14 protein-coding genes are annotated in these 18,929 nt (G+C 71.4%); 2 read left to right on the forward strand and 12 right to left on the reverse strand.

Features of this window, described 5'->3' with window-relative positions:
• Window positions 1–75: 75 nt before the first annotated feature.
• Complete coding sequence (locus tag JT1_RS05945) at window positions 76–1,590, reverse strand: GntP family permease (protein ID WP_068324612.1); 1,515 nt, start codon at window positions 1,588–1,590, stop codon at window positions 76–78.
• A gap of 177 nt (window positions 1,591–1,767) precedes the next feature.
• On the opposite strand from JT1_RS05945, the gene JT1_RS05950 reads away from it, so the two are divergent.
• Complete coding sequence (locus tag JT1_RS05950; protein WP_068324615.1) at window positions 1,768–2,547, forward strand: 3-hydroxybutyrate dehydrogenase; 780 nt, start codon at window positions 1,768–1,770, stop codon at window positions 2,545–2,547.
• Between the two features lie 23 nt (window positions 2,548–2,570).
• On the forward strand, window positions 2,571–4,427 hold the full coding sequence (locus JT1_RS05955) for a helix-turn-helix domain-containing protein (RefSeq protein ID WP_255218270.1): 1,857 nt from the start codon (window positions 2,571–2,573) through the stop codon (window positions 4,425–4,427).
• 111 nt (window positions 4,428–4,538) lie between these two features.
• Here JT1_RS05955 and JT1_RS05960 read toward each other — a convergent pair whose 3' ends face one another.
• From JT1_RS05960 to JT1_RS06010, 11 genes are all read right to left on the reverse strand, one after another.
• On the reverse strand, window positions 4,539–5,468 hold the full coding sequence (locus JT1_RS05960; protein ID WP_068324621.1) for an alpha/beta fold hydrolase: 930 nt from the start codon (window positions 5,466–5,468) through the stop codon (window positions 4,539–4,541).
• Window positions 5,465–6,499 carry a branched-chain amino acid ABC transporter permease gene (locus JT1_RS05965; RefSeq protein ID WP_068324625.1) on the reverse strand — a complete coding sequence of 345 codons (1,035 nt, stop codon included), beginning with the start codon at window positions 6,497–6,499 and terminating at the stop codon, window positions 5,465–5,467. Before JT1_RS05965 ends, JT1_RS05960 begins: the two co-directional genes overlap by 4 nt.
• On the reverse strand, window positions 6,496–7,380 hold the full coding sequence (locus JT1_RS05970) for a branched-chain amino acid ABC transporter permease (RefSeq protein ID WP_068324628.1): 885 nt from the start codon (window positions 7,378–7,380) through the stop codon (window positions 6,496–6,498). The genes JT1_RS05965 and JT1_RS05970 overlap by 4 nt, the downstream gene beginning before the upstream one ends.
• Complete coding sequence (locus JT1_RS05975; protein WP_068324631.1) at window positions 7,377–8,114, reverse strand: ABC transporter ATP-binding protein; 738 nt, start codon at window positions 8,112–8,114, stop codon at window positions 7,377–7,379. Before JT1_RS05975 ends, JT1_RS05970 begins: the two co-directional genes overlap by 4 nt.
• The gene (locus tag JT1_RS05980; protein WP_068324634.1) at window positions 8,111–8,845 is read right to left on the reverse strand and encodes an ABC transporter ATP-binding protein; all 735 of its coding nucleotides are present in this window, start codon (window positions 8,843–8,845) and stop codon (window positions 8,111–8,113) included. Before JT1_RS05980 ends, JT1_RS05975 begins: the two co-directional genes overlap by 4 nt.
• The gene (locus tag JT1_RS05985) at window positions 8,842–10,050 is read right to left on the reverse strand and encodes a substrate-binding domain-containing protein (RefSeq protein ID WP_068324638.1); all 1,209 of its coding nucleotides are present in this window, start codon (window positions 10,048–10,050) and stop codon (window positions 8,842–8,844) included. Before JT1_RS05985 ends, JT1_RS05980 begins: the two co-directional genes overlap by 4 nt.
• A gap of 163 nt (window positions 10,051–10,213) precedes the next feature.
• On the reverse strand, window positions 10,214–12,076 hold the full coding sequence (dxs, locus tag JT1_RS05990; protein WP_068324642.1) for a 1-deoxy-D-xylulose-5-phosphate synthase: 1,863 nt from the start codon (window positions 12,074–12,076) through the stop codon (window positions 10,214–10,216).
• A gap of 102 nt (window positions 12,077–12,178) precedes the next feature.
• Complete coding sequence (locus tag JT1_RS18885; protein ID WP_255218271.1) at window positions 12,179–12,622, reverse strand: hypothetical protein; 444 nt, start codon at window positions 12,620–12,622, stop codon at window positions 12,179–12,181.
• A 79-nt stretch (window positions 12,623–12,701) separates the two neighbouring features.
• A complete protein-coding gene (locus tag JT1_RS06000; protein WP_068324646.1) occupies window positions 12,702–15,509 on the reverse strand; it encodes an aconitate hydratase in 2,808 nt (935 codons plus the stop codon).
• A gap of 114 nt (window positions 15,510–15,623) precedes the next feature.
• Entirely contained in the window at window positions 15,624–16,925 is a 1,302-nt protein-coding gene (locus JT1_RS06005) for a class I SAM-dependent RNA methyltransferase (protein WP_068324648.1), read from the reverse strand.
• Entirely contained in the window at window positions 16,922–18,883 is a 1,962-nt protein-coding gene (locus JT1_RS06010) for an APC family permease (RefSeq protein ID WP_068325417.1), read from the reverse strand. The genes JT1_RS06005 and JT1_RS06010 overlap by 4 nt, the downstream gene beginning before the upstream one ends.
• Window positions 18,884–18,929 lie beyond the last annotated feature (46 nt).

An 18,929-nucleotide genomic window follows, 5' to 3' on the forward strand; every position in this document is an offset into this window, starting at 1 on the left:
GCTCCTCAGGGCGGCGCCCTTCGAGACGCTTGCTGCGCAGGCTCCTCAGGGCGGCGCCCGTCGTCCTCAGGTCGGTCAGAAGCTGCCGAAGATCGTGCCGAGCAGGATCACGACGACCAGCGCGAGGACAGGGACGGCGATCGCGACGACCGCGATGTCCTTGTAGGACTGCCGGTGGCTCAGGCCGCAGATCGCGAGCAGCGTGATGACCGCGCCGTTGTGCGGCAGGGCGTCGAAGCCACCCGAGGAGATCGCGGTGACGCGGTGGACGAGCTCGAGGCTGATCCCCTGCTCGATGGCCATCGTCTTGAACTGGTCGCCGAGGGCCTCGAGGGCGATGCTCATGCCGCCGGACGCGGACCCGGTGATGCCGGCGAGGACGTTGACCGAGAGGGCCAGCGAGACGAGCGGGTTGCCCGAGATGCCCAGGACGGCGTCCTTGATCGTGGCGAAGGCGGCCAGCGAGCTGATGACGGCTCCGTAGCCGACCTCGGACGCGGTGTTGAAGATCGGGAGCAGCGAACCCATCGTGCCCTCGTTGACCGCACCCTTGACGTCGGCGATCCGGGTCCAGTTGGCGCCCAGCGCGATGACGATGGACGCGACGAGCGCGACGATGATGCCCCAGATGCCGGCGACGTCGTCGATGCCGACCGACCCGTAGGCCTCCTGCTTGAGGTACTCGAAGTCCATCGCGGGGAAGATCCAGTTGACGAGCGCGTAGTTGAGCGCGATGACGACGAAGATCGGGAGGAAGGCGATGGCCCACGGGACCTCGGGACGGTCCATGAGGTCCTCGTCGGTCTCGCTGACCTCGAGTGCCGGGGCCTTCTCCTTGACCGCGACGGTGGCGCCGGCGCTGCCGTCACCGCCGTCGAGCGGGGCGTCGTCGTCGCGCTTCCTGCCACCGAGGCCGAGGAAGCCGCCGCCGCCCGGCATCACCGGGGGCTCGTAGACCTCGCCCGCCGCGACGAGCTTGCGGGAGCGGTGGTTCAGCCACGCGACACCGCCGCCGAACATGATCAGGCCGGCGACGAGACCCAGGCCGGGGGCCGCGAAGGCGTTCGTCGAGAAGTACGGCGACGGGATCGCGTTCTGGATCGCGGGCGTGCCCGGCAGGGCGGTCATCGTGAAGGTGAAGGACCCCAGGGCGATCGTCGCGGGGATGAGCCGCTTGGGGATGCCGGACTCCTTGAACAGCGCTGCGGCGATCGGGAAGACCGCGAAGGCGACGACGAAGAGCGAGACGCCGCCGTAGGTGAGGATGCCGCAGGCCAGGGTGATGGCGAGGATCGCGCGCGAGGCGCCGATCCGGTCGACGATGAAGTCGGCGATCGCCTTGGCGGAGCCGCTGACATCCATGACCTTGCCGAAGATCGCTCCGAGGAGGAAGAGCGGGAAGTACGTGATGGCGTACTTGCCCAGGGCCGGCATGAAGACCTGCGTGTACGTCGCGAGCAGCGGCCCGCCGGCCAGCAGCGTCGCCAGCAGGGCGAGGATCGGGGCGAGGATCAGCACGTTGATGCCGCGGTAGGCCAGGTACATGAGCAGGCCGAGCGACAGGACGATGCCGACGAGTCCTAGGGACATCGGTCTTCCTACTTTCGTCATTCAGGGACGACGTCGGCCCTGCCGACGCCAGTGTGGCGTCCCCGATCGTGGCACCACGTCCGGGGCGGACCTTCGGTGTGTCGGCACACCCTTTCACCCAGATCACGTGGTCCGGCCCCACATGCCACCGACCGGACGGCTCGTACCTTGCTCGTCATGAGCTCCCCCCACACCTCCCTGGTCCCCGACCTGTCCGGCCGTCACGTCCTGGTCACCGGCGCCGCGAGCGGCATCGGCGCCGCCTGCGTGGCCGGGTTCGCCGCCGCCGGCGCGCGGGTCACCGCCGTCGACCTGGACGAAGGGGGTCTCACGCACCTCGTCGAGGGCCTCCCGGGCCTGGTCGTGGACACGCGCGCCGCCGACCTGGCCGACCTCGACGCGCTGGCGGACCTGCCGGGCGAGGTCGACGTCCTCGTCAACAACGCCGGCATCCAGCACGTCAGCCCCGTGCACGAGTTCCCGGTGGAGCGCTTCGATCTCATCCACCGGTTGATGCTCCAGTCACCCTTCCGGCTGATCCGCGACAACCTGCCGCACATGTACGCGCAGGGCTGGGGACGCATCATCAACGTCTCGAGCGTGCACGGCCTGCGCGCCAGCGCCTTCAAGTCCGCCTACGTCTCCGCCAAGCACGGCCTCGAGGGGCTGAGCAAGGTGGTCGCGCTGGAGGGCGCGCCGCACGGGGTGACGAGCAACTGCCTCAACCCGGCCTACGTGCGCACCCCGCTCGTGGAGAAGCAGATCGCGGACCAGGCCAGCACCCACGGCATCCCCGAGGACGAGGTCCTCGAGCAGATCATGCTCGCGCCCGTGGCGATCAAGCGGCTCGTCGAGGTCGACGAGGTCGCGGCGATGGCCCTCTTCCTGTGCACCCCCGCCGCGACGAGCATCACCGGGTCCTCGCTCCCGGTCGACGGCGGCTGGACCGCGCACTGAGCCCGGTGCCTAGGATGCACCCCATGTCGAGCGAGGACGCGCCCCTGGAGCAGGTGATCCGCCTGCTCGAGCTCCTGGCCGCCGACGCCCCGCTGTCCCTGCTCGCCGACAGTCCGGCCCCCGAGCAGGCCCGGGACCTCGCGCTGCGCATCGGCAGTGCGCGCGAGACCCACCGGCGGCGGGAGGCCGCGCAGAGCGCTCTGCTCGACATCGCCCGGGAGCTGGCCTCGGAGATCGACCCGGCTCTGGTCCTCGAGGCGATCGTCCGCCGGGCCAGGACCCTGCTCGGCACGGACCTGGCCTACCTCACGCTGTACGACCCGGAGGCCGGCGACACCTTCATGCGCGTGACCGACGGCTCCGTGTCGGCGGACTTCCAGTCGTTGCGGCTCTCCCTCGGCGACGGGCTCGGCGGGCTCGTCGCCTCCACCCGCAAGCCGTACTGGACCGCGGACTACCCCTCGGACCTGCGGTTCAGCCACACGTCGACCATCGACCACGGCGTGGGCGACGAGGGCATCATCGCCATCTGCGGCACGCCGCTCATCGTCGAGTCCAACTTCGTCGGGGTGCTCTTCGCCGCCAACCGGACGCCACGACCCTTCTCCCACGACGAGGTCGGGCTCCTCGGCAACCTCGCCGCGCTCGCGGCGGTCGCCATCGTGCAGACCCGTGCGCTCGCCGACGCCCGGGAGGCGCTCGCTGCCCTCTCCGCGGCCCACGAGACGATGCGTCACCAGTCCCACGGCGTCCAGCGGGCCGCCGCGGCGCACGACCGCTTCGCCTCCGTGGTGCTCGAAGGGGGTGGCGTCGAGGACGTCACCCGCGCGCTCGTCGAGCTGCTCGGCGGCTGGGCGGTGCTCTACTCCGACAGCGGGGAGCGCCGCAGCGTCTTCGGCCCGGCGCCCACCGCCGACGACGAGGACGAGCTGCTCGCCAACGCGGCGGTCGACCGCGCGCGGAGCGAACCGGCCCGGCTCGCGGAGCACGCCGGGGTCCACGCCATCGGCGTCACGGCGTCGCGCGAGCAGCTCGGCACGCTCGTCGTGGGCGGCCAGGGCACGCTGGAGGACAGCGACCAGCGCACGGTCGAGCGTGCGGCCGTCGTCACCGCGCTCGTCCTCCTCTTCGAGCGCCAGGCCGACGACGCCCGGCAGAGCGCGCGCAACCGCGTCGTCGCCGACCTCCTCACGGCACGGGGCAGCCACGACGACCGCACCGGGTACCTCCGCTCAGCGGGTCTGGACCACCGACAGCCCTACTGCCTGCTCGTCGTCCGTGGGGGTGACCCGACCCAGCAGCGCGCGCTCGCCCTCACCGTGAGCACCCTGCTCGGCGAGGGCAGCCTCGTCGGGACCCACGAGGACTCGATCGTCGCCCTCGTGCCGGGTGACGACCCGGACCGCCTGGCCGGCTCGCTCGCCGAGCGGGTGACGCGCGGTCCGCGGATCACGGTCGGTGGCTGCGGCCCGGTCCGGGACGTCGACGACCTGCCCGCTGCCCACGACGACGGCGCCCGCACCGTCGCGGCGCTCAGCGCGCTGGGGCGCGCCGGCACGGGTGCGGCGGCCCGTGAGCTCGGCTTCGCAGGGCTCATCGTCGGGTCGGACCCGGACGTGCAGGACTACGTGGACTCGGTCCTCGGACCCGCGCTCGACTACGACCGCGAGCGCGGCAGCGACCTCGTCGGGACCCTGGCGGCCTACTTCGCGGCGGGCTCCAGCCCGCGGCACGCGGCCACCGAGCTGCACGTCCACGTCAACACCGTGGCCCAGCGCCTCTCGCGCATCGCGGCGCTGCTCGGCGACGACTGGCAGCACCCCGACCGCGCCCTGGAGATCCAGCTCGCCCTGCGCCTGCGCCGTCTGCTCGCTGCCTGAGCGTCGTCCCGCGCGCCCCAAGATTCTCGGGTGACCCGATAAACCTCGCCTTCGCAAGAGTTTGAAACTCTTGCGAAGGCGAGGTTTGTCGTGCAGAGCGGGGGGGTGCGCTCAGGCCAGGCCCCGGTCGATCGCGTCGACGACGGCCGCCAGACCGTCACCACGGAGGATGACGTCGTAGTGGTTGGCGTCGACACCGTGCACCGCGATCTCCGGTGGCAGCCGAAGGGCGTCGATCCTCCCTTCGTCGTAGAGCCCCTGTGGCTCGTCGAACAGGCCGCGGTGCGCCCAGACGAGCTCGACGGGCAGGCCCGCCGCGACCGCGCGGGCGGCGGCCGAGTGCGCGGCCTCGTCGGTGAGGACGTCGGCACCGTCGGCGCGGACGGCCTCGAGGAGGCACGAGCTCATCCACTGCCCCGGTGCGTCGGGAGCGGGGACGAGGTCGTGGTCGAGGTAGCGCCGGACGGCGTCGGCGACCGGGCCGCCGGCCAGCAGCGCGCCGAGGGCCGGGTGCTGGCGCCAGAACCCCAGGTGCGCCGCCTCGTCGGCGAAGCGCATCGACAGCCTCGCCATCGCTGGACCGATGACGGCCGTCAGCGCCGCGTCGATGTCCAGGTCCGGTGGCGGCGGGAAGGCCAGACCGCCGTCGACGAGGACGAGCGAGCGGTACAGGTCGGGGTCCGCGGCGGCGGCGAGCGCCGCGACGAAGCCGCCCATGGAGTGCCCTACGAGCACCGGATGGGCACCGAAGACACCGATGACCGTGCGTAGGTCGGCGGCGTGGGTCGCCAGCCCGTACGGCCCCGGCGCCTCGCGGCTCGCCGCCCGCCCCCTCAGGTCCGGGGCGAGGACCCGCACGGCCCCCGCCCCGTGACGGTGGTGCAGCTCGTCGGCCACCCGTCGCCACGACAGGCCGTTGGCCGTGATGCCGTGGACGAGCAGGACGACGGGCGCCCCGGGCCGGGCGGTCCCGACGGTGAGGTCGTGGATCGCGAGGCTGCCGACCGGCAGCTCGATGACGAAGCTCGCCGCGGTGCTCATGCCCGCTCCCGCCGGAGCAGCCGCGCTCCCAGGCCCGTGATGCCCTGCGGCGCGAAGTACACGATCGCGACGAAGAGGATGCCGAGGATGAAGAGCGGCTCCCCCAGCAGTCGCTGGACGAGGTCGGGCAGCCTACCGAGGATCGTGGACCCGCTGAGCTCGACGAGTCGGGCGTCGGCGTAGTGGTAGAGGAACCCTCCCACGACCGCACCCCACATCTTGCCCGCGCCGCCGAGCACGACCATGAGCAGCAGCGAGAGGGTGAACTCGGTCGTCGTGACGTGCGGGCTCGAGCCGCCGAGGACGATCGCGTGGACCACTCCCCCGAGGCCGCCGATGAAGGCCCCGACGACGATCGCGAGCAGCTTGACGCGGTAGACCTCGTAACCGAGGACGGCCGCGCGGGCCTCGTTCTCCCGGACCGCGGCCATCGCGTGCCCGGCCCGTGAGCGCACGAGCAGCGCCACGAGGACCCAGGCGAGGACGACGAACCCGAGGGCGAGCCAGTAGCGGTAGGGCGCGTTCTGCACCCCGACGAGCATCGCGGGGATCGCCTCGCGGTTGAGTGCCAGCCCCTCCTCGCCACCCGTGACATCGCCAGGGTTGCGCAGCACGATGATCGACGCCGCCTGGGCGAAGGCCAGCGTGACCATCGCGAAGGCGATGCCACCGACCCGCAGCGCGATGCCCCCGACGACGAGCGCCAGCAGCGTCGTGACACCGAGCGCGACGAGGATCGCGAGCGGCAGCGGGAGCGACCACGACGACAGCGAGATGGTCAGCAGGTAGCTGCCCGCCGCGACGAAGAGCGCGTGACCGAAGCTCAGCAGCCCCGTGCGCCCGAAGATCACGTCGTAGCTCAGGGCGATGCCCGCGATGACGAAGCAGACGGAGAGCAGCTGCAGCGAGCCCGGTCCGTTGACCCGCCCCGGCAGGACTCCGGGGATGGTCGCGCTGACGTAGGGCAGGACGAGGAGGACCAGGAGGAGGACCAGACCCGGCAGGGCCTTGACCAGGGACCGGGAGCTCATCCGTGACCACCCTTCAGCGATGCGGGACGGAGGAGCAGGACGAGGGCGAGGAGCAGCACGACCGAGAGGTCGCCGACGCCGCTCACGGCGTAGTAGTTCGCGAGCTGCTGCACCAGGCCCACGGCGACGGCGGCGACCGCGGTCCCGACGAGCGAGCCCATGCCGCCGATGACGACGACGATGAAGGCGTAGATGAGCAGCGACCCGCCCTGGGCGGGCGAGACCGAGCCCGCGTACTGCGAGTACAGGATGCCCGCCAGTGCGGCGGCCGCCCCACCCATCGCGAAGACGATGGTGAAGGTCGTGCGCACGTTGATGCCGAGCGCCTCGACCATCGTGCGGTTCTCGACACCGGCCCGGATGATCAGGCCGAGCCGCGTGTACTTCAGCAGCGCGAGCAGCCCGACGAAGACGGCGATGGCGATGACGACGAAGAGCAGCCGGTCGTTGGGCAGGCGTGCCCCGCCGAGGTCGGTCGTGGCGGCCATCCAGCCGGGCTTGTCGATCGCCTTGGGGTCCGCGCCCCAGACCGCCTGCGCAGCGGCGACCGCCGCGAGGGAGAGACCGACGGTGACGAGCACCTGCTGGATGTGGTGCTTGTAGAGCGGCCGGATGAGGCAGACCTCGACGACGACGCCGATGAGGGCGCCGACGACGAGCGCGACGAGGACCGCGACGCCGAGGCGCAGCGAGGTCGACATGCTCTCAGGCAGCCGCTGCATCGTCTCCCAGCCAGCGTACGAGCCGGCCATCATGAAGGCGCTGTGGGCGAAGTTGAGCACGCCCATGAGGCCGTAGATCAGGCTCAGGCCACTGGCCGCCAGGAAGTACAGCGCGCCCAGCCCGAGACCGGTCGCGAGGATCAGGGTGAACTCGCTCATGCCACACCCTCCCGTCGCATCGAGACGCCGAGCAGCTCGCGCGTCAGCTCCTGGTCGGCGACGAGCTCGGCCGCCGACCCCGTGTGGACGACCACCCCGGCGTCGAGGACGACGACCGTGTCCGCGATCCGCCGCACGAGCGGCAGGTTCTGCTCGACGAGGAGGATCGGCGTCTGCCGCCCGACCTCCGCCAGGACGTCGGCGACCTCGGTGACGAGCTTGGGCGCCAGGCCCTTGGTCGGCTCGTCGATGAGCAGCAACCGGTTGTCCCGCAGCAGGACCCGCGCGAGCGAGACCATCTGCTGCTGTCCCCCCGAGAGCGTGCCGGCGCGCTGCGCGCGACGCGCCACCAGGTCGGGGAAGAGCCGTTGGACGATGGGCGCGTCGGTGCCGAGAGCGGGCTCGACGAGGCGCAGGTTCTCCTCGACGGTCAGCCCGCCGAAGACCTCGCGGTCCTCGGGCACGTAGCCGATGCCGTCGCGCACGATCCGGGTCGTGGCCCGTCCTTGGATCTCGGTCCCCTGCAGGGCGATCCGACCCGTGCGCGGGGCGAGCCCGAGGATCGCCTTGAGCGTCGTCGTCTTGCCCACGCCGTTGCGCCCGAGCAGGGCGGTGACGCCGGTCGACGGCACCTCGAAGGAGACGCCCTGGAGGATGTGCGAGCCGCCGTAGCGGACGTGCAGGTCGTCGACGGCGAGGACCGCTCTCGGTCCCGTCGTGTCGGTGTCGGTCACAGCGCTTCTCCCAGGTAGGCCTCTTGCACGCGGTCGTCGGAGGTGACCTCCGTGGGGCTGCCGACGGCGAGGAGCTGTCCGTGGTGCAGGACGGCGACCCGGTCGGCCAGGCCGAGCACGACGTGCATGTGGTGCTCGACCATGGCGACGGCGACCCCGCTGTCCCTGACCTCACCGATGATCTCGGTGAGCCCGTCGACGTCCTCGGCCGAGACCCCCGCCATCGGTTCGTCGAGCAGCAGGACGCTCGGCTCGGAGGCGAGGGCCATCGCGAGCTCGAGCTTGCGCCGGTCTCCGTGCGACAGGTCGCGGGCCAGGACCGTCTCCTTGCCCGGCATCCGCACCAGGGTCAGCAGCTCCGCGATCCGCTCCCCGCCCACCGAGCCCGCGGGCCGGAAGGGGGAGAACGGCGCGGCGCCCGACGCCTGGATCGCCAGGCGCACGTTCTCGTGAGCGCTCAGCCCGTCGAAGAGCGCCGAAGTCTGGAAGGACCGGGCCAGCCCGCGCCGCGCGCGGCGGGTGGAGCTGAGCCGGGTGACGTCCTGCTCCCCGAGCGTGACCCGTCCTTCGGTGGGTCGGGTGACGCCGGAGAGGATGTTGACGAGCGAGGACTTCCCGGCGCCGTTGGGGCCGATGATGCCGAGCAGCTCACCGGCCCCGACGCCGAGGGTGATGCCCTCGAGGATCCGTGCCCCTCCGACCCGCCACCCGACGTCGGTGGCGGCGATCACTTCTTCGTCGCGACGGGCGGGGCCACGTCGGCTGCGTCGATGGTCTCGCCGAGCTCGGGCACGAACTGCTTGCCCTCCTTCTTCAGCGAGACGGTGAACATCGGCTGCAGCATCGCGTGGTCCTCGGGACGGATCTCCATCTGCCCCTTGGGTCCCTCGAACTTCCAGCCCTCGAGCGAGGAGACCATCTTGTCGACGTCACCGTCGCCCTCCTCGAGCGCCCGGACGACCATCTGCGCGGCCACGAAGCCGTCGGTGCTGAAGAGGTCGACCTCCTCGCCGTCCTCCTTCAGGCCCTCCTCGAGCGCGGTGTACGCCTCGTTGTCCGCCGCGCCGGCGAAGAAGTGCGAGAGGAAGTCGATCTTGGTCCCGGCCTCGCCGAAGAGCGCGTGGGTCGCCTTGATGTCGAGGCCCGTCACGACCTTCGTCGTGTCGAAGACACCCTGCTGCGAGAGCGTGCCCCACATCGAGGTCGCGTTGTCACCGGCCCAGGCGACGAAGAGCAGGTCCGGCTTCTGGCTCTTGATCTTCGTCGCGTAGGGCGTGAAGTCCTTCGCGCCGGCCGGCGCCTCGATCGCGGTGACCTTCGCCCCCTTCGTCCCGAGCACGCTCTTGACGGCGTCGATGTTGGCGGTGCCGAAGGCGCTGTCCTGGGCGAGGACGGTGACCCGCTTGCCCTTGACGTCGCCGAGCATCGTGCCGGCCGTCGCGACGTCCTGGTAGGTCTGCCGGCCCGAGCGGAAGGTGTAGTCGTTGGCCCCGGTGACCGCGTCGGCCGCGGCGGGCCCGGAGATGAAGAGGGTCTTGTTGTCCTGGGCGAGCGGCGCGACCTGCAGGGCGACGCCCGAGGCGGTCGAGCCGGCGATGATCTCGTTGTCCTGGCCGATGAGGTCGGTGACGGCGGAGACGGCCTTGGCCGGGTCACCCGCGTCGTCCTTCTCGGTGATCTCGATCTTCTGCCCGCCGACCTCGCCGGTCCCGTCGGTGGCGTAGTCCAGGCCCACCTCGAAGGCGGCCTTGTACTGCGCGCCGTAGGGGGCGAGCGGCCCGGACTTGCTGTAGACGAGGCCCACCTTGTGGGGCCCGTCCGCGCCTCCGTCACCCTCCGCCCCGCCACCTCCCGCCTGACCGGGGGTGCCGCACGCGGCAACGGACAGGCTCAGGGCTGCGCCCGCGAGGGCAAGACTCCAACGCTTCGTCGACATGGGAAGACCTCCACCTCCGGCGGACGCTCGCGCCTTTGCTGCAACGAGAACCGTTGACGTCCGACCGGTGAGGGAAGTCAAGCCGTCGGAGCCCGAGCGAGGTGTGTGAGGTCAGACCACATTCGGGCGAAGGGGGTGTCCTGCGGGGCCATGCCCCCTCACCTCAGAGGTGGCTGCGCAACCGCTCGACGATCGGGTCGGGGGTGAGCCCGACGGACTCGAGCACCTGGGCCCGGGAGGCGTGGTGGATGAACTCCTTGGGCAGCCCGAAGCGGTGGACCGGCACGGCCACCCCCGCCTCGTCGAGCGCCCGCGCCACCTCGGCCCCCACCCCGCCCGCGACGTTGTTGTCCTCGATGACCGCGACGCGACCGGCGCGGCGAGCCAGCTCGACGACGGCGTCGGGCACCGGCAGCACCCAGCGCGGGTCGACGACGAGGGTCGGGTGGTCCTCGGCGGCGAGCTTCTCGGCGACGGTGGTCGCCGTCCCGGCCATGGAGCCCACCGACACGATGAGCACCTCGGGGTCGACGGAGAGGTCGCCGGCGAGGACGTCGAGGCCGTCGACCGTGGCGATCGCCTCGAGCGGGGCGGCGACGCTCCCCTTGGGGAAGCGGATCACCGTCGGCCCGTCCTCGACGCCGACCGCCTCGCGCAGGGCGCGGCGGACCTGGGACCCGTCGCGCGGCGCCGCGAGGCGCAGGCCGGGCACGAGGGCGACGAGGGACATGTCCCACATGCCGTGGTGGCTCGCACCGTCCGGGCCGGTGACGCCCGAGCGGTCGAGGACGAAGGTGACCCCGGCCCGGTGCATCGCGCAGTCCATGAGGAGCTGGTCGAAGGCGCGGTTGAGGAAGGTCGAGTAGATCGCGACGACCGGGTGCATGCCGGCGTAGGCCAGGCCGGCGGACATCGTCGCCGCGTGCTGCTCGGCGATCCCGACGTCGAAGATCCGCTCCGGGTAGGCGTCGGCGAAGGGCTGCAGCCCGACCGGCATCATCATCGCCGCCGTGATCGCGACGACATCGGGCCGCTCCGCGCCGAGCGCGACCATCTCGTCGCTGAACTCGTCGGTCCACGACCTGCCGGCGATCTCCAGCGGGAGGCCCGTCTCGGGGTTGATCTTGCCGACGGCGTGGAACTGGTCGGCGACGTCGCCCACCGCGTGCTCGTAGCCGCGCCCCTTCTGGGTGATGACGTGCACGAGCACCGGCCCGCCGAAGGCCCGCGCCCGGCGCAGCGCCTGCTCGACGGCCGGCTCGTCGTGGCCGTCGACCGGCCCGAGGTACTTGATGCCGAGGTCCTCGAACATCCCCTGCGGAGCCCAGAAGTCCTTGGCGCCCTTCTTCATCGAGTGGAAGGCCTGGTAGACCGCGCGGCCGACGACGGGGGTGCGGTTGAGCCGGTCCTTGCCCCAGTCGAGCACCTGCTCGTACTGGCGGTTGGTGCGTAGCATCGCCAGGTGGTCGGCGAGCCCGCCGATCGTCGGGGCGTAGGAGCGCTCGTTGTCGTTGACGACGATGACGAGCGGCAGGTCCTTGTCCGCGGCGATGTTGTTCAGCGCCTCCCAGGCCATGCCGCCGGTGAGTGCGCCGTCGCCGATGACGGCCACCGCGTGGCGCTCCTCGCCGCGCAGGCGGTAACCCGTGGCGATGCCCTCGGCCCACGACAGCGCGGTCGAGGCGTGGCTGTTCTCCACGACGTCGTGCTCGGACTCGGCGCGACTCGGGTACCCGGAGATCCCGCCGCGCGTGCGCAGCGCGGCGAAGTCCTGGCGGCCGGTGAGCAGCTTGTGCACGTAGGTCTGGTGACCGGTGTCGAAGACGACCGTGTCGTGCGGGGAGTCGAAGACCCGGTGGATCGCCATCGTCAGCTCGACGACCCCGAGGTTGGGCCCGAGGTGGCCACCGCTGCGCGAGACCTCGGCGACGAGGAAGGCCCGGATCTCCTCCGCGAGGGTGTCGAGCAGCTCCGCGGGGACCCGCTTGAGGTCTGCGGGTGAGGTGATCGTCTCGAGGACTGCCACGCTGGGCTTCCTTCCGGTGTCGGGGACCGCCCGAGTCTACGTCTCGTGGGCTGGGTAGTGGCTGTGACCTGCCCAGCCTGTCACCGCATCGGACGAAGGGGGTCACAACCGCTCGACGAAGACGTTGCCGTCGAGCGCCTCCCGGACGAGGACGATCGAGCGCTGCGCCGAGCGCAGCCGCAGCCCCTCGTGCTCGAGGCAGACGAGCAGGGCGTCGACGGTGCCGTCGGGCAGCACCTCGGCGAGGTCGACGCGGACCGTCCGGTACGCCTGCCGCATCGCCTCGACCTGCGCCTGGACGTGCAGCTCGGCGAGCCAGGCCAGGGCGACCGGGTGCCGACGCAGGACGGCGTGACCGCGGTACTCGGACGGGCAGAGGTCGAGCAGCCACGAGGTGATCGCCGGCTGCCACCCGCGGACGCCGGGCGGCGGGACCCGGTCCGGCCAGCCGGGCGGTCCCCCCTTCGTCCCGGCCGCGGCGGTCTGCGCGCCGGGTGACCCGGGCAGCGCGGTCCGCACGGGCGGACGCACCTGCTGATCGAACATGTGTTCGAGTGTACGCCGTCGTGGCGACATGACGAAGGGGGACGCCCGATGGACGTCCCCCTTCGCCGTGCGCGCCTCGTCAGCCGACGAGCGAGCGCAGCACGTACTGCAGGATGCCGCCGTTGCGGTAGTAGTCCGCCTCGCCGGGGGTGTCGATGCGCACGACGGCATCGAAGGTCACAGCACTCCCGTCCGCATCGCCCTTGGTCGCCGTGACCTTGACGGTCTTCGGGGTCGAGCCGTTGTTCAGCTCGGTGATGCCCGTGAAGTCGAAGGTCTCGGTGCCGTCCAGGCCGAGCGAGTCGGCGTTCTGGCCCTCCGGGAACTGGAGCGGGATGACGCCCATGCCGATGAGGTTGGAGCGGTGGATGCGCTCGTAGGACTCGGCGATGACGGCGCGGACGCCGAGCAGACGGGTGCCCTTGGCGGCCCAGTCACGCGAGGAGCCGGAGCCGTACTCCTTGCCCGCCAGGACGACGAGCGGGACGCCGGCCTCGATGTACTTCTCGGAGGCCTCGAAGATCGTCGTCTGCTCGCCACCGTTCAGGAAGTCGCGGGTGAAGCCACCCTCGACGCCGTCGAGCAGCAGGTTCTTCAGACGGATGTTGGCGAAGGTGCCGCGGATCATCACCTCGTGGTTGCCACGGCGCGAGCCGTACGAGTTGAAGTCCTTGCGCTCGACACCGTGCTCGGCGAGGTAGACGCCCGCCGGGCTGTCGGCCTTGATCGCGCCGGCCGGGCTGATGTGGTCGGTCGTGACCGAGTCGCCGAGCTTGGCGAGCACGCGCGCACCCGAGATGTCCTCGACCGCGTCGACCTCCTTGGTCATCCCGTCGAAGTACGGGGGCTTGCGCACGTACGTCGACTCCTGCGCCCACTCGAAGGTGTTGCCCTCCGGGGTCTCCAGCGAGGTCCAGCGCTCGTCACCGGCGAAGACGTCGGCGTACTTCTCGACGAACATCTCCTGGTTGACGGCCTCGTCGATGACGCCCTGGACGTCGGCCGGGGCCGGCCAGAGGTCACGCAGGAAGACGTCCTTGCCGTCGGGGTCCTGGCCCAGGGCCTCGGTCTCGAAGTCGAAGTCCATCGTGCCGGCGAGGGCGTAGGCGATGACGAGCGGCGGCGACGCGAGGTAGTTCATCTTCACGTCGGGGTTGATGCGCCCCTCGAAGTTGCGGTTGCCCGAGAGGACCGAGGTCACCGCGAGGTCGTTGGCGTTGACCGCCTCGGAGACCTCCTCGATGATCGGGCCCGAGTTGCCGATGCAGGTCGTGCAGCCGTAGCCGACGAGGTGGTAGCCCAGCTTCTCGAGGTAGGGCCACATGCCGGCCTTCTCGTAGTACGAGGTGACGACCTTGGAGCCGGGCGCCATCGACGTCTTGACCCACGGCTTGACCTGCAGGCCGCGCTCGACGGCGTTCTTGGCGAGCATCGCGGCCGCCATCATCACCGACGGGTTGGACGTGTTGGTGCAGCTCGTGATCGAGGCGATGACGACGTGGCCGTGGTCGATCTCGACCTCGGTGCCGTCGATGACGGCCTTCGCCGGGTTGGTGGCGCGGTCACCGTTGGACCGGGGCTGCGAGTGCGACGGCCGTCCGGCGCTCTCGGAGGACTCGAGCGCGTCGTGGCTCGGGGAGTCGGAGGCGGGGAAGGTGCCGACGAGCTCCTGGTCGACCGAGGACTTCTCGATGCCGTTGCCGTCGACGACGTAGTTCTTCAGGTCGCCACGGAACTGCTCCTTGGCGCGGCTGACCTCGATGCGGTCCTGCGGACGCTTCGGGCCGGCGATCGAGGGCACGACCGTCGACAGGTCGAGCTCGAGGTACTCGGAGAAGCGCGGCTCGACGGACGGGTCGAGCCACATGCCCTGCGTCTTGGCGTAGGCCTCGACGAGCGCGACCTGCTGCTCGGAGCGGCCGGTGAGGCGCAGGTACTCGAGGGTGACGTCGTCGATGGGGAACATCGCGGCGGTCGAGCCGAACTCGGGGCTCATGTTGCCGATGGTGGCGCGGTTGGCGAGCGGCACCTCCGCGACGCCCTCGCCGTAGAACTCGACGAACTTGCCGACGACACCGTGGTCACGCAGCATCTCGGTGATCGTGAGGACGACGTCGGTCGCGGTCGCGCCGGCCGGGATGGCCCCGGAGAGCTTGAAGCCGACCACGCGCGGGATGAGCATGGAGACCGGCTGGCCGAGCATCGCGGCCTCGGCCTCGATGCCGCCGACGCCCCAGCCGAGGACGCCCAGGCCGTTCTCCATCGTCGTGTGCGAGTCGGTGCCGACGCAGGTGTCGGGGTAGGCGACGCCGTCACGGGTCATCGTGACGCGGGCCAGGTGCTCGATGTTGACCTGGTGCACGATGCCGGTGCCCGGCGGGACGACCTTGAAGTCGTCGAAGGCGGTCTGGCCCCAGCGCAGGAACTGGTAGCGCTCGTTGTTGCGCTCGTACTCGAGGTCGACGTTGTGCGCGAAGGCCCCGGCGGTCCCGAACTCGTCGATCTGCACGGAGTGGTCGATGACCAGCTCGGCGGGCGCGAGCGGGTTGATCTTCGTCGGGTCGCCACCGAGCTCGGCGACGGCCTCGCGCATGGTGGCCAGGTCGACGACGCAGGGCACGCCCGTGAAGTCCTGCATGATCACGCGGGCGGGCGTGAACTGGATCTCGGTGCTCGGCTGGGCGTCCTTGTCCCAGGACCCGAGCGCGGTGATGTGATCGGCGGTGACGTTCTCGCCGTCCTCGGTCCGCAGCTGGTTCTCCAGCAGGACCTTGAGGCTGTACGGCAGGTCCTTGGACCCCTCGACGGCGTCGATCCGGTAGATCTCGTAGGACTCGTCACCGACGGTGAGCTGGTCCTTGGCGTTGAAGGTGTTCGCACTGGCCACAGTCGACTCCTCTGTCGTGGTTATCTTGACGTCAAGATAAAACTATCACAGGGCGTCGACGGCCCCGGGGCCGCCCGCCGCTCCCTGCCACTCTTGCGCAAACCCGGCCGCACGTCACGGCTGCGCGTCCTCCCCCTTCGTCTCGAAGGTCGCGATGCACTCGACGTGGTGGGTCATCGGGAAGGCGTCCAGGGCGCGCAGGCCCACCAGCGCGTACCCGAGGTCGGCGAGGTAGGCGGTGTCGCGGGCGAGGGCCGCCGGGTCGCAGGCCACGTAGACCAGGCGGCGGGGACGAAGGGAGGTGAGCGCGGCGACGACCTCGCGGCCGGCCCCCGTGCGGGGCGGGTCGAGGACGATGACGTCCGCGCTCGGCGGCAGCAGGTCGGAGCGCGCCGGCCGGCGCGGCCCGCGACGACGGCCCTTGCGGGCCACACCGAGCAGGTCGTCCACCCGGCCCGGCACGACGAGCGCCCAGGGGTGGCCGGCGAGGTTGTCGCGCAGGTGGTCCACCGCGCGCCGGTCGGACTCGACGGCGACGAGCTGGCCGTCCCGGCCGACGGCCTCGGCGAGGGGGACGGAGAAGAGGCCGACGCCGCTGTAGAGGTCGAGCACGCGCTCGCCCTCGCGGACACCGGCCGCGGCGAGGACGGTCTCGACGAAGGCGCGCGGGGCGTCGCGGTGGACCTGCCAGAAGCCGCGGGCGTCGACGCCCATCGCGCGCTCCCCCGCGTCGGTGCGCACGACCTCGGTGATGTCGATGGGCGGCGTCGGCTGGTCCGTCGGCACCTCGACGACGACCGTGTCGGCCTCGCCCGACGCCGCGACGACGTCCAGGGCGCTGATGCCGCGCAGCTGCGACGGGGCGACCGCGAGCTCGGCGAGGGTCTCCGCGAGCGCCGCGTCGACGTCCGGCACGGCGATCGGGCACCCGGTCACCGGGATGACGTCGTGGCTGCGGTGCCGGCGCAGGCCGACCACCCCGTCGGCGACCGCGAACTCGACCCGGGTGCGGTAGCGCAGCCCGTCGTCGTCGTCGAGGGGCTCGACGACGACCGGGCGCTCCTCCCCCGCCAGGCGGCGCAGCTGCTCGGCGACGACGTCGGCCTTGAGCTCGCGCTGGTACGCGGTGGAGACGTGCTGGAAGTCGCAGCCGCCGCACCCACCGGGTCCGGCGACGGGACAGCGCACCGGGACCCGGTGCGGCGAGGCCTGAAGGACCTCGATGGCGTCGGCGCGCAGGAAGCGGTCGCCGGGCCCCCCTTCGGTGACCCGGATGCGCACCCGCTCACCGGGCAGGGAGTGCCGCACGAAGACGACCCGCCCCTCGTACCGCGCCACGCAGTGGCCGCCGTGGGCCACCGGCCCGACCTCGACCTCCACCTCGTCGCCCGTCGTGAGCTCGTCCGCACTCGTCACAGTCCACCTCGTCGCACGTCGCCGGCCACCGGGCCGTCCATCTTGTCCTCGGCACCCTCGGAGCTCGCGAGCTGCCAGGGCACCGAGGACACCATGACACCCGGGGTGAAGATCAGCCGACTGCGCAGCCGCAGCGCGGACTGGTTGTGCAGGGCCTGCTCCCACCAGTGGCCGAGCACGTACTGCGGGATGTAGACGACGACGAGGTCACGCGGGTTGCCCGAGCGGATCGACTTGACGTAGTCCACGACCGGCCGGGTGATCTCGCGGTACGGCGAGTCGAGGGCCTTGAGCGGCACGGGGATCCCCCGCCGGTCCCACTCGGCCTGCAGGGCCTTGGTCGCCTCGTGGTCGACGTCGACCGTCACCGCCTCGAGGCGGGAGGGGCGCGTCGCGGAGGCGTAGGCGACCGCCCGGAGCGTGGGCCGGTGGATCGTGCTCACGAGGACGATCGCGTGGACGCGCGAAGGGAGGAGCTGGTGCTTGGTGTCCCCCTCCGGCACGGCGAGCTCCTCCCTGACGTGCTGGTAGTGGCGGCTGATCGCGCTCATCAGGACGAAGAGGACGGCCATGGCCGCCATGGCGAACCCGGCGCCGTGCATGAACTTCGTGAGGATGACGACGACGAGGACCGTGCCGGACATCGCGGCACCGACGGCGTTGATCGCCCGACGGCGCAGCATCGCCCGCTGCTCTGCCCGGTCCTTCTCGACCGCCAGGTGGCGGTTCCAGTGCCGCACCATGCCGATCTGGCTGAGCGTGAAGGAGACGAAGACACCGACGATGTACAGCTGGATGAGCCGGGTGACGCTGGCGTCGAAGATGATGACGAGGGACCCCGCCGCGCCCGCGAGCAGGATGATGCCGTTGGAGAAGGCGAGCCGGTCGCCCCGGGTGTGCAGCTGCCTGGGCAGGAGGCCGTCACGCGCCAGGATCGAGCCGAGCACGGGGAAGCCGTTGAAGGCGGTGTTGGCGGCGAGCACGAGGATCAGGCCGGTGACGATCGAGACGATGACGACGCCCGCGGGGAAGCCGTCGAAGACGGCGGTCGCGACCTGGGCCATGACCGTGTGCTGCTCGTAGCCGTCACCGACCGGCACACCGTCCCGGAGCAGCTGCTGGGCCGGGTCGTCGGCGATCTTGACGCCGGTCCACCTGGCGAGCGCGATCATCGACAGCAGCATCGTCACCGAGACGGCGCCCATGAGCAGCAGGGTCGTCGCCGCGTTCTTGCTCTTGGGCTTGCGGAAGGCCGGGACACCGTTGCTGATCGCCTCGACACCGGTCAGGGCCGCCGCGCCGGAGCTGAAGGCACGCAGCAGCAGGAAGGCCATCGCCAGTGTGCCCAGCTGCTCCATCCCCGGCTCGGGCGCCAGCGTCAGGGAGGCGCTCTCGGCCGACGGTAGGGTGCCGGTCGTGCGACGCACGATGCCGACGAGGGCCATCGCGAGGACCGACAGCATGAAGAGGTAGGTGGGGACGGCGAAGGCCGTGCCGGACTCGCGCACGCCGCGCAGGTTCATCGCGGTGAGCGCCGCGATGAGGACGACGGCGGCCAGGACCTCGTGGCCACGCAACCAGGCGAAGGCGGCCGCGGCGTTCTGCACGCCCGAGGAGATCGAGACCGCGACCGTGAGCACGTAGTCGACGAGGAGGGCGCTCGCGACCGTCAGACCCGCCCGGGGGCCGAGGTTGGTGCTGGCGATCTCGTAGTCGCCGCCCCCGGAGGGGTAGGCGTGCACGTTCTGCCGGTAGCTCGCGACGACGACCACCATGACGGCGACGACGGCGAGCGCGACGGGCCACGAGTGGGTCATCGCCAGCGCCCCACCGGCCAGGCCGAGGGTCAGCAGGATCTCGTCAGGGGCGTAGGCGACGGAGCTGAGCGCGTCGCTGGCGAAGACGGGGAGCGCAAGGCGCTTGGGGAGCAGGGTCTCGCCGAGGTGATCGCTGCGCATGGCGCGGCCGACGAGGACGCGCTTGATGAGTCGTCCGGAAGACACC

This window comes from Janibacter terrae NBRC 107853, from assembly GCF_001591405.1.
Taxonomy (GTDB): domain Bacteria; phylum Actinomycetota; class Actinomycetes; order Actinomycetales; family Dermatophilaceae; genus Janibacter; species Janibacter terrae.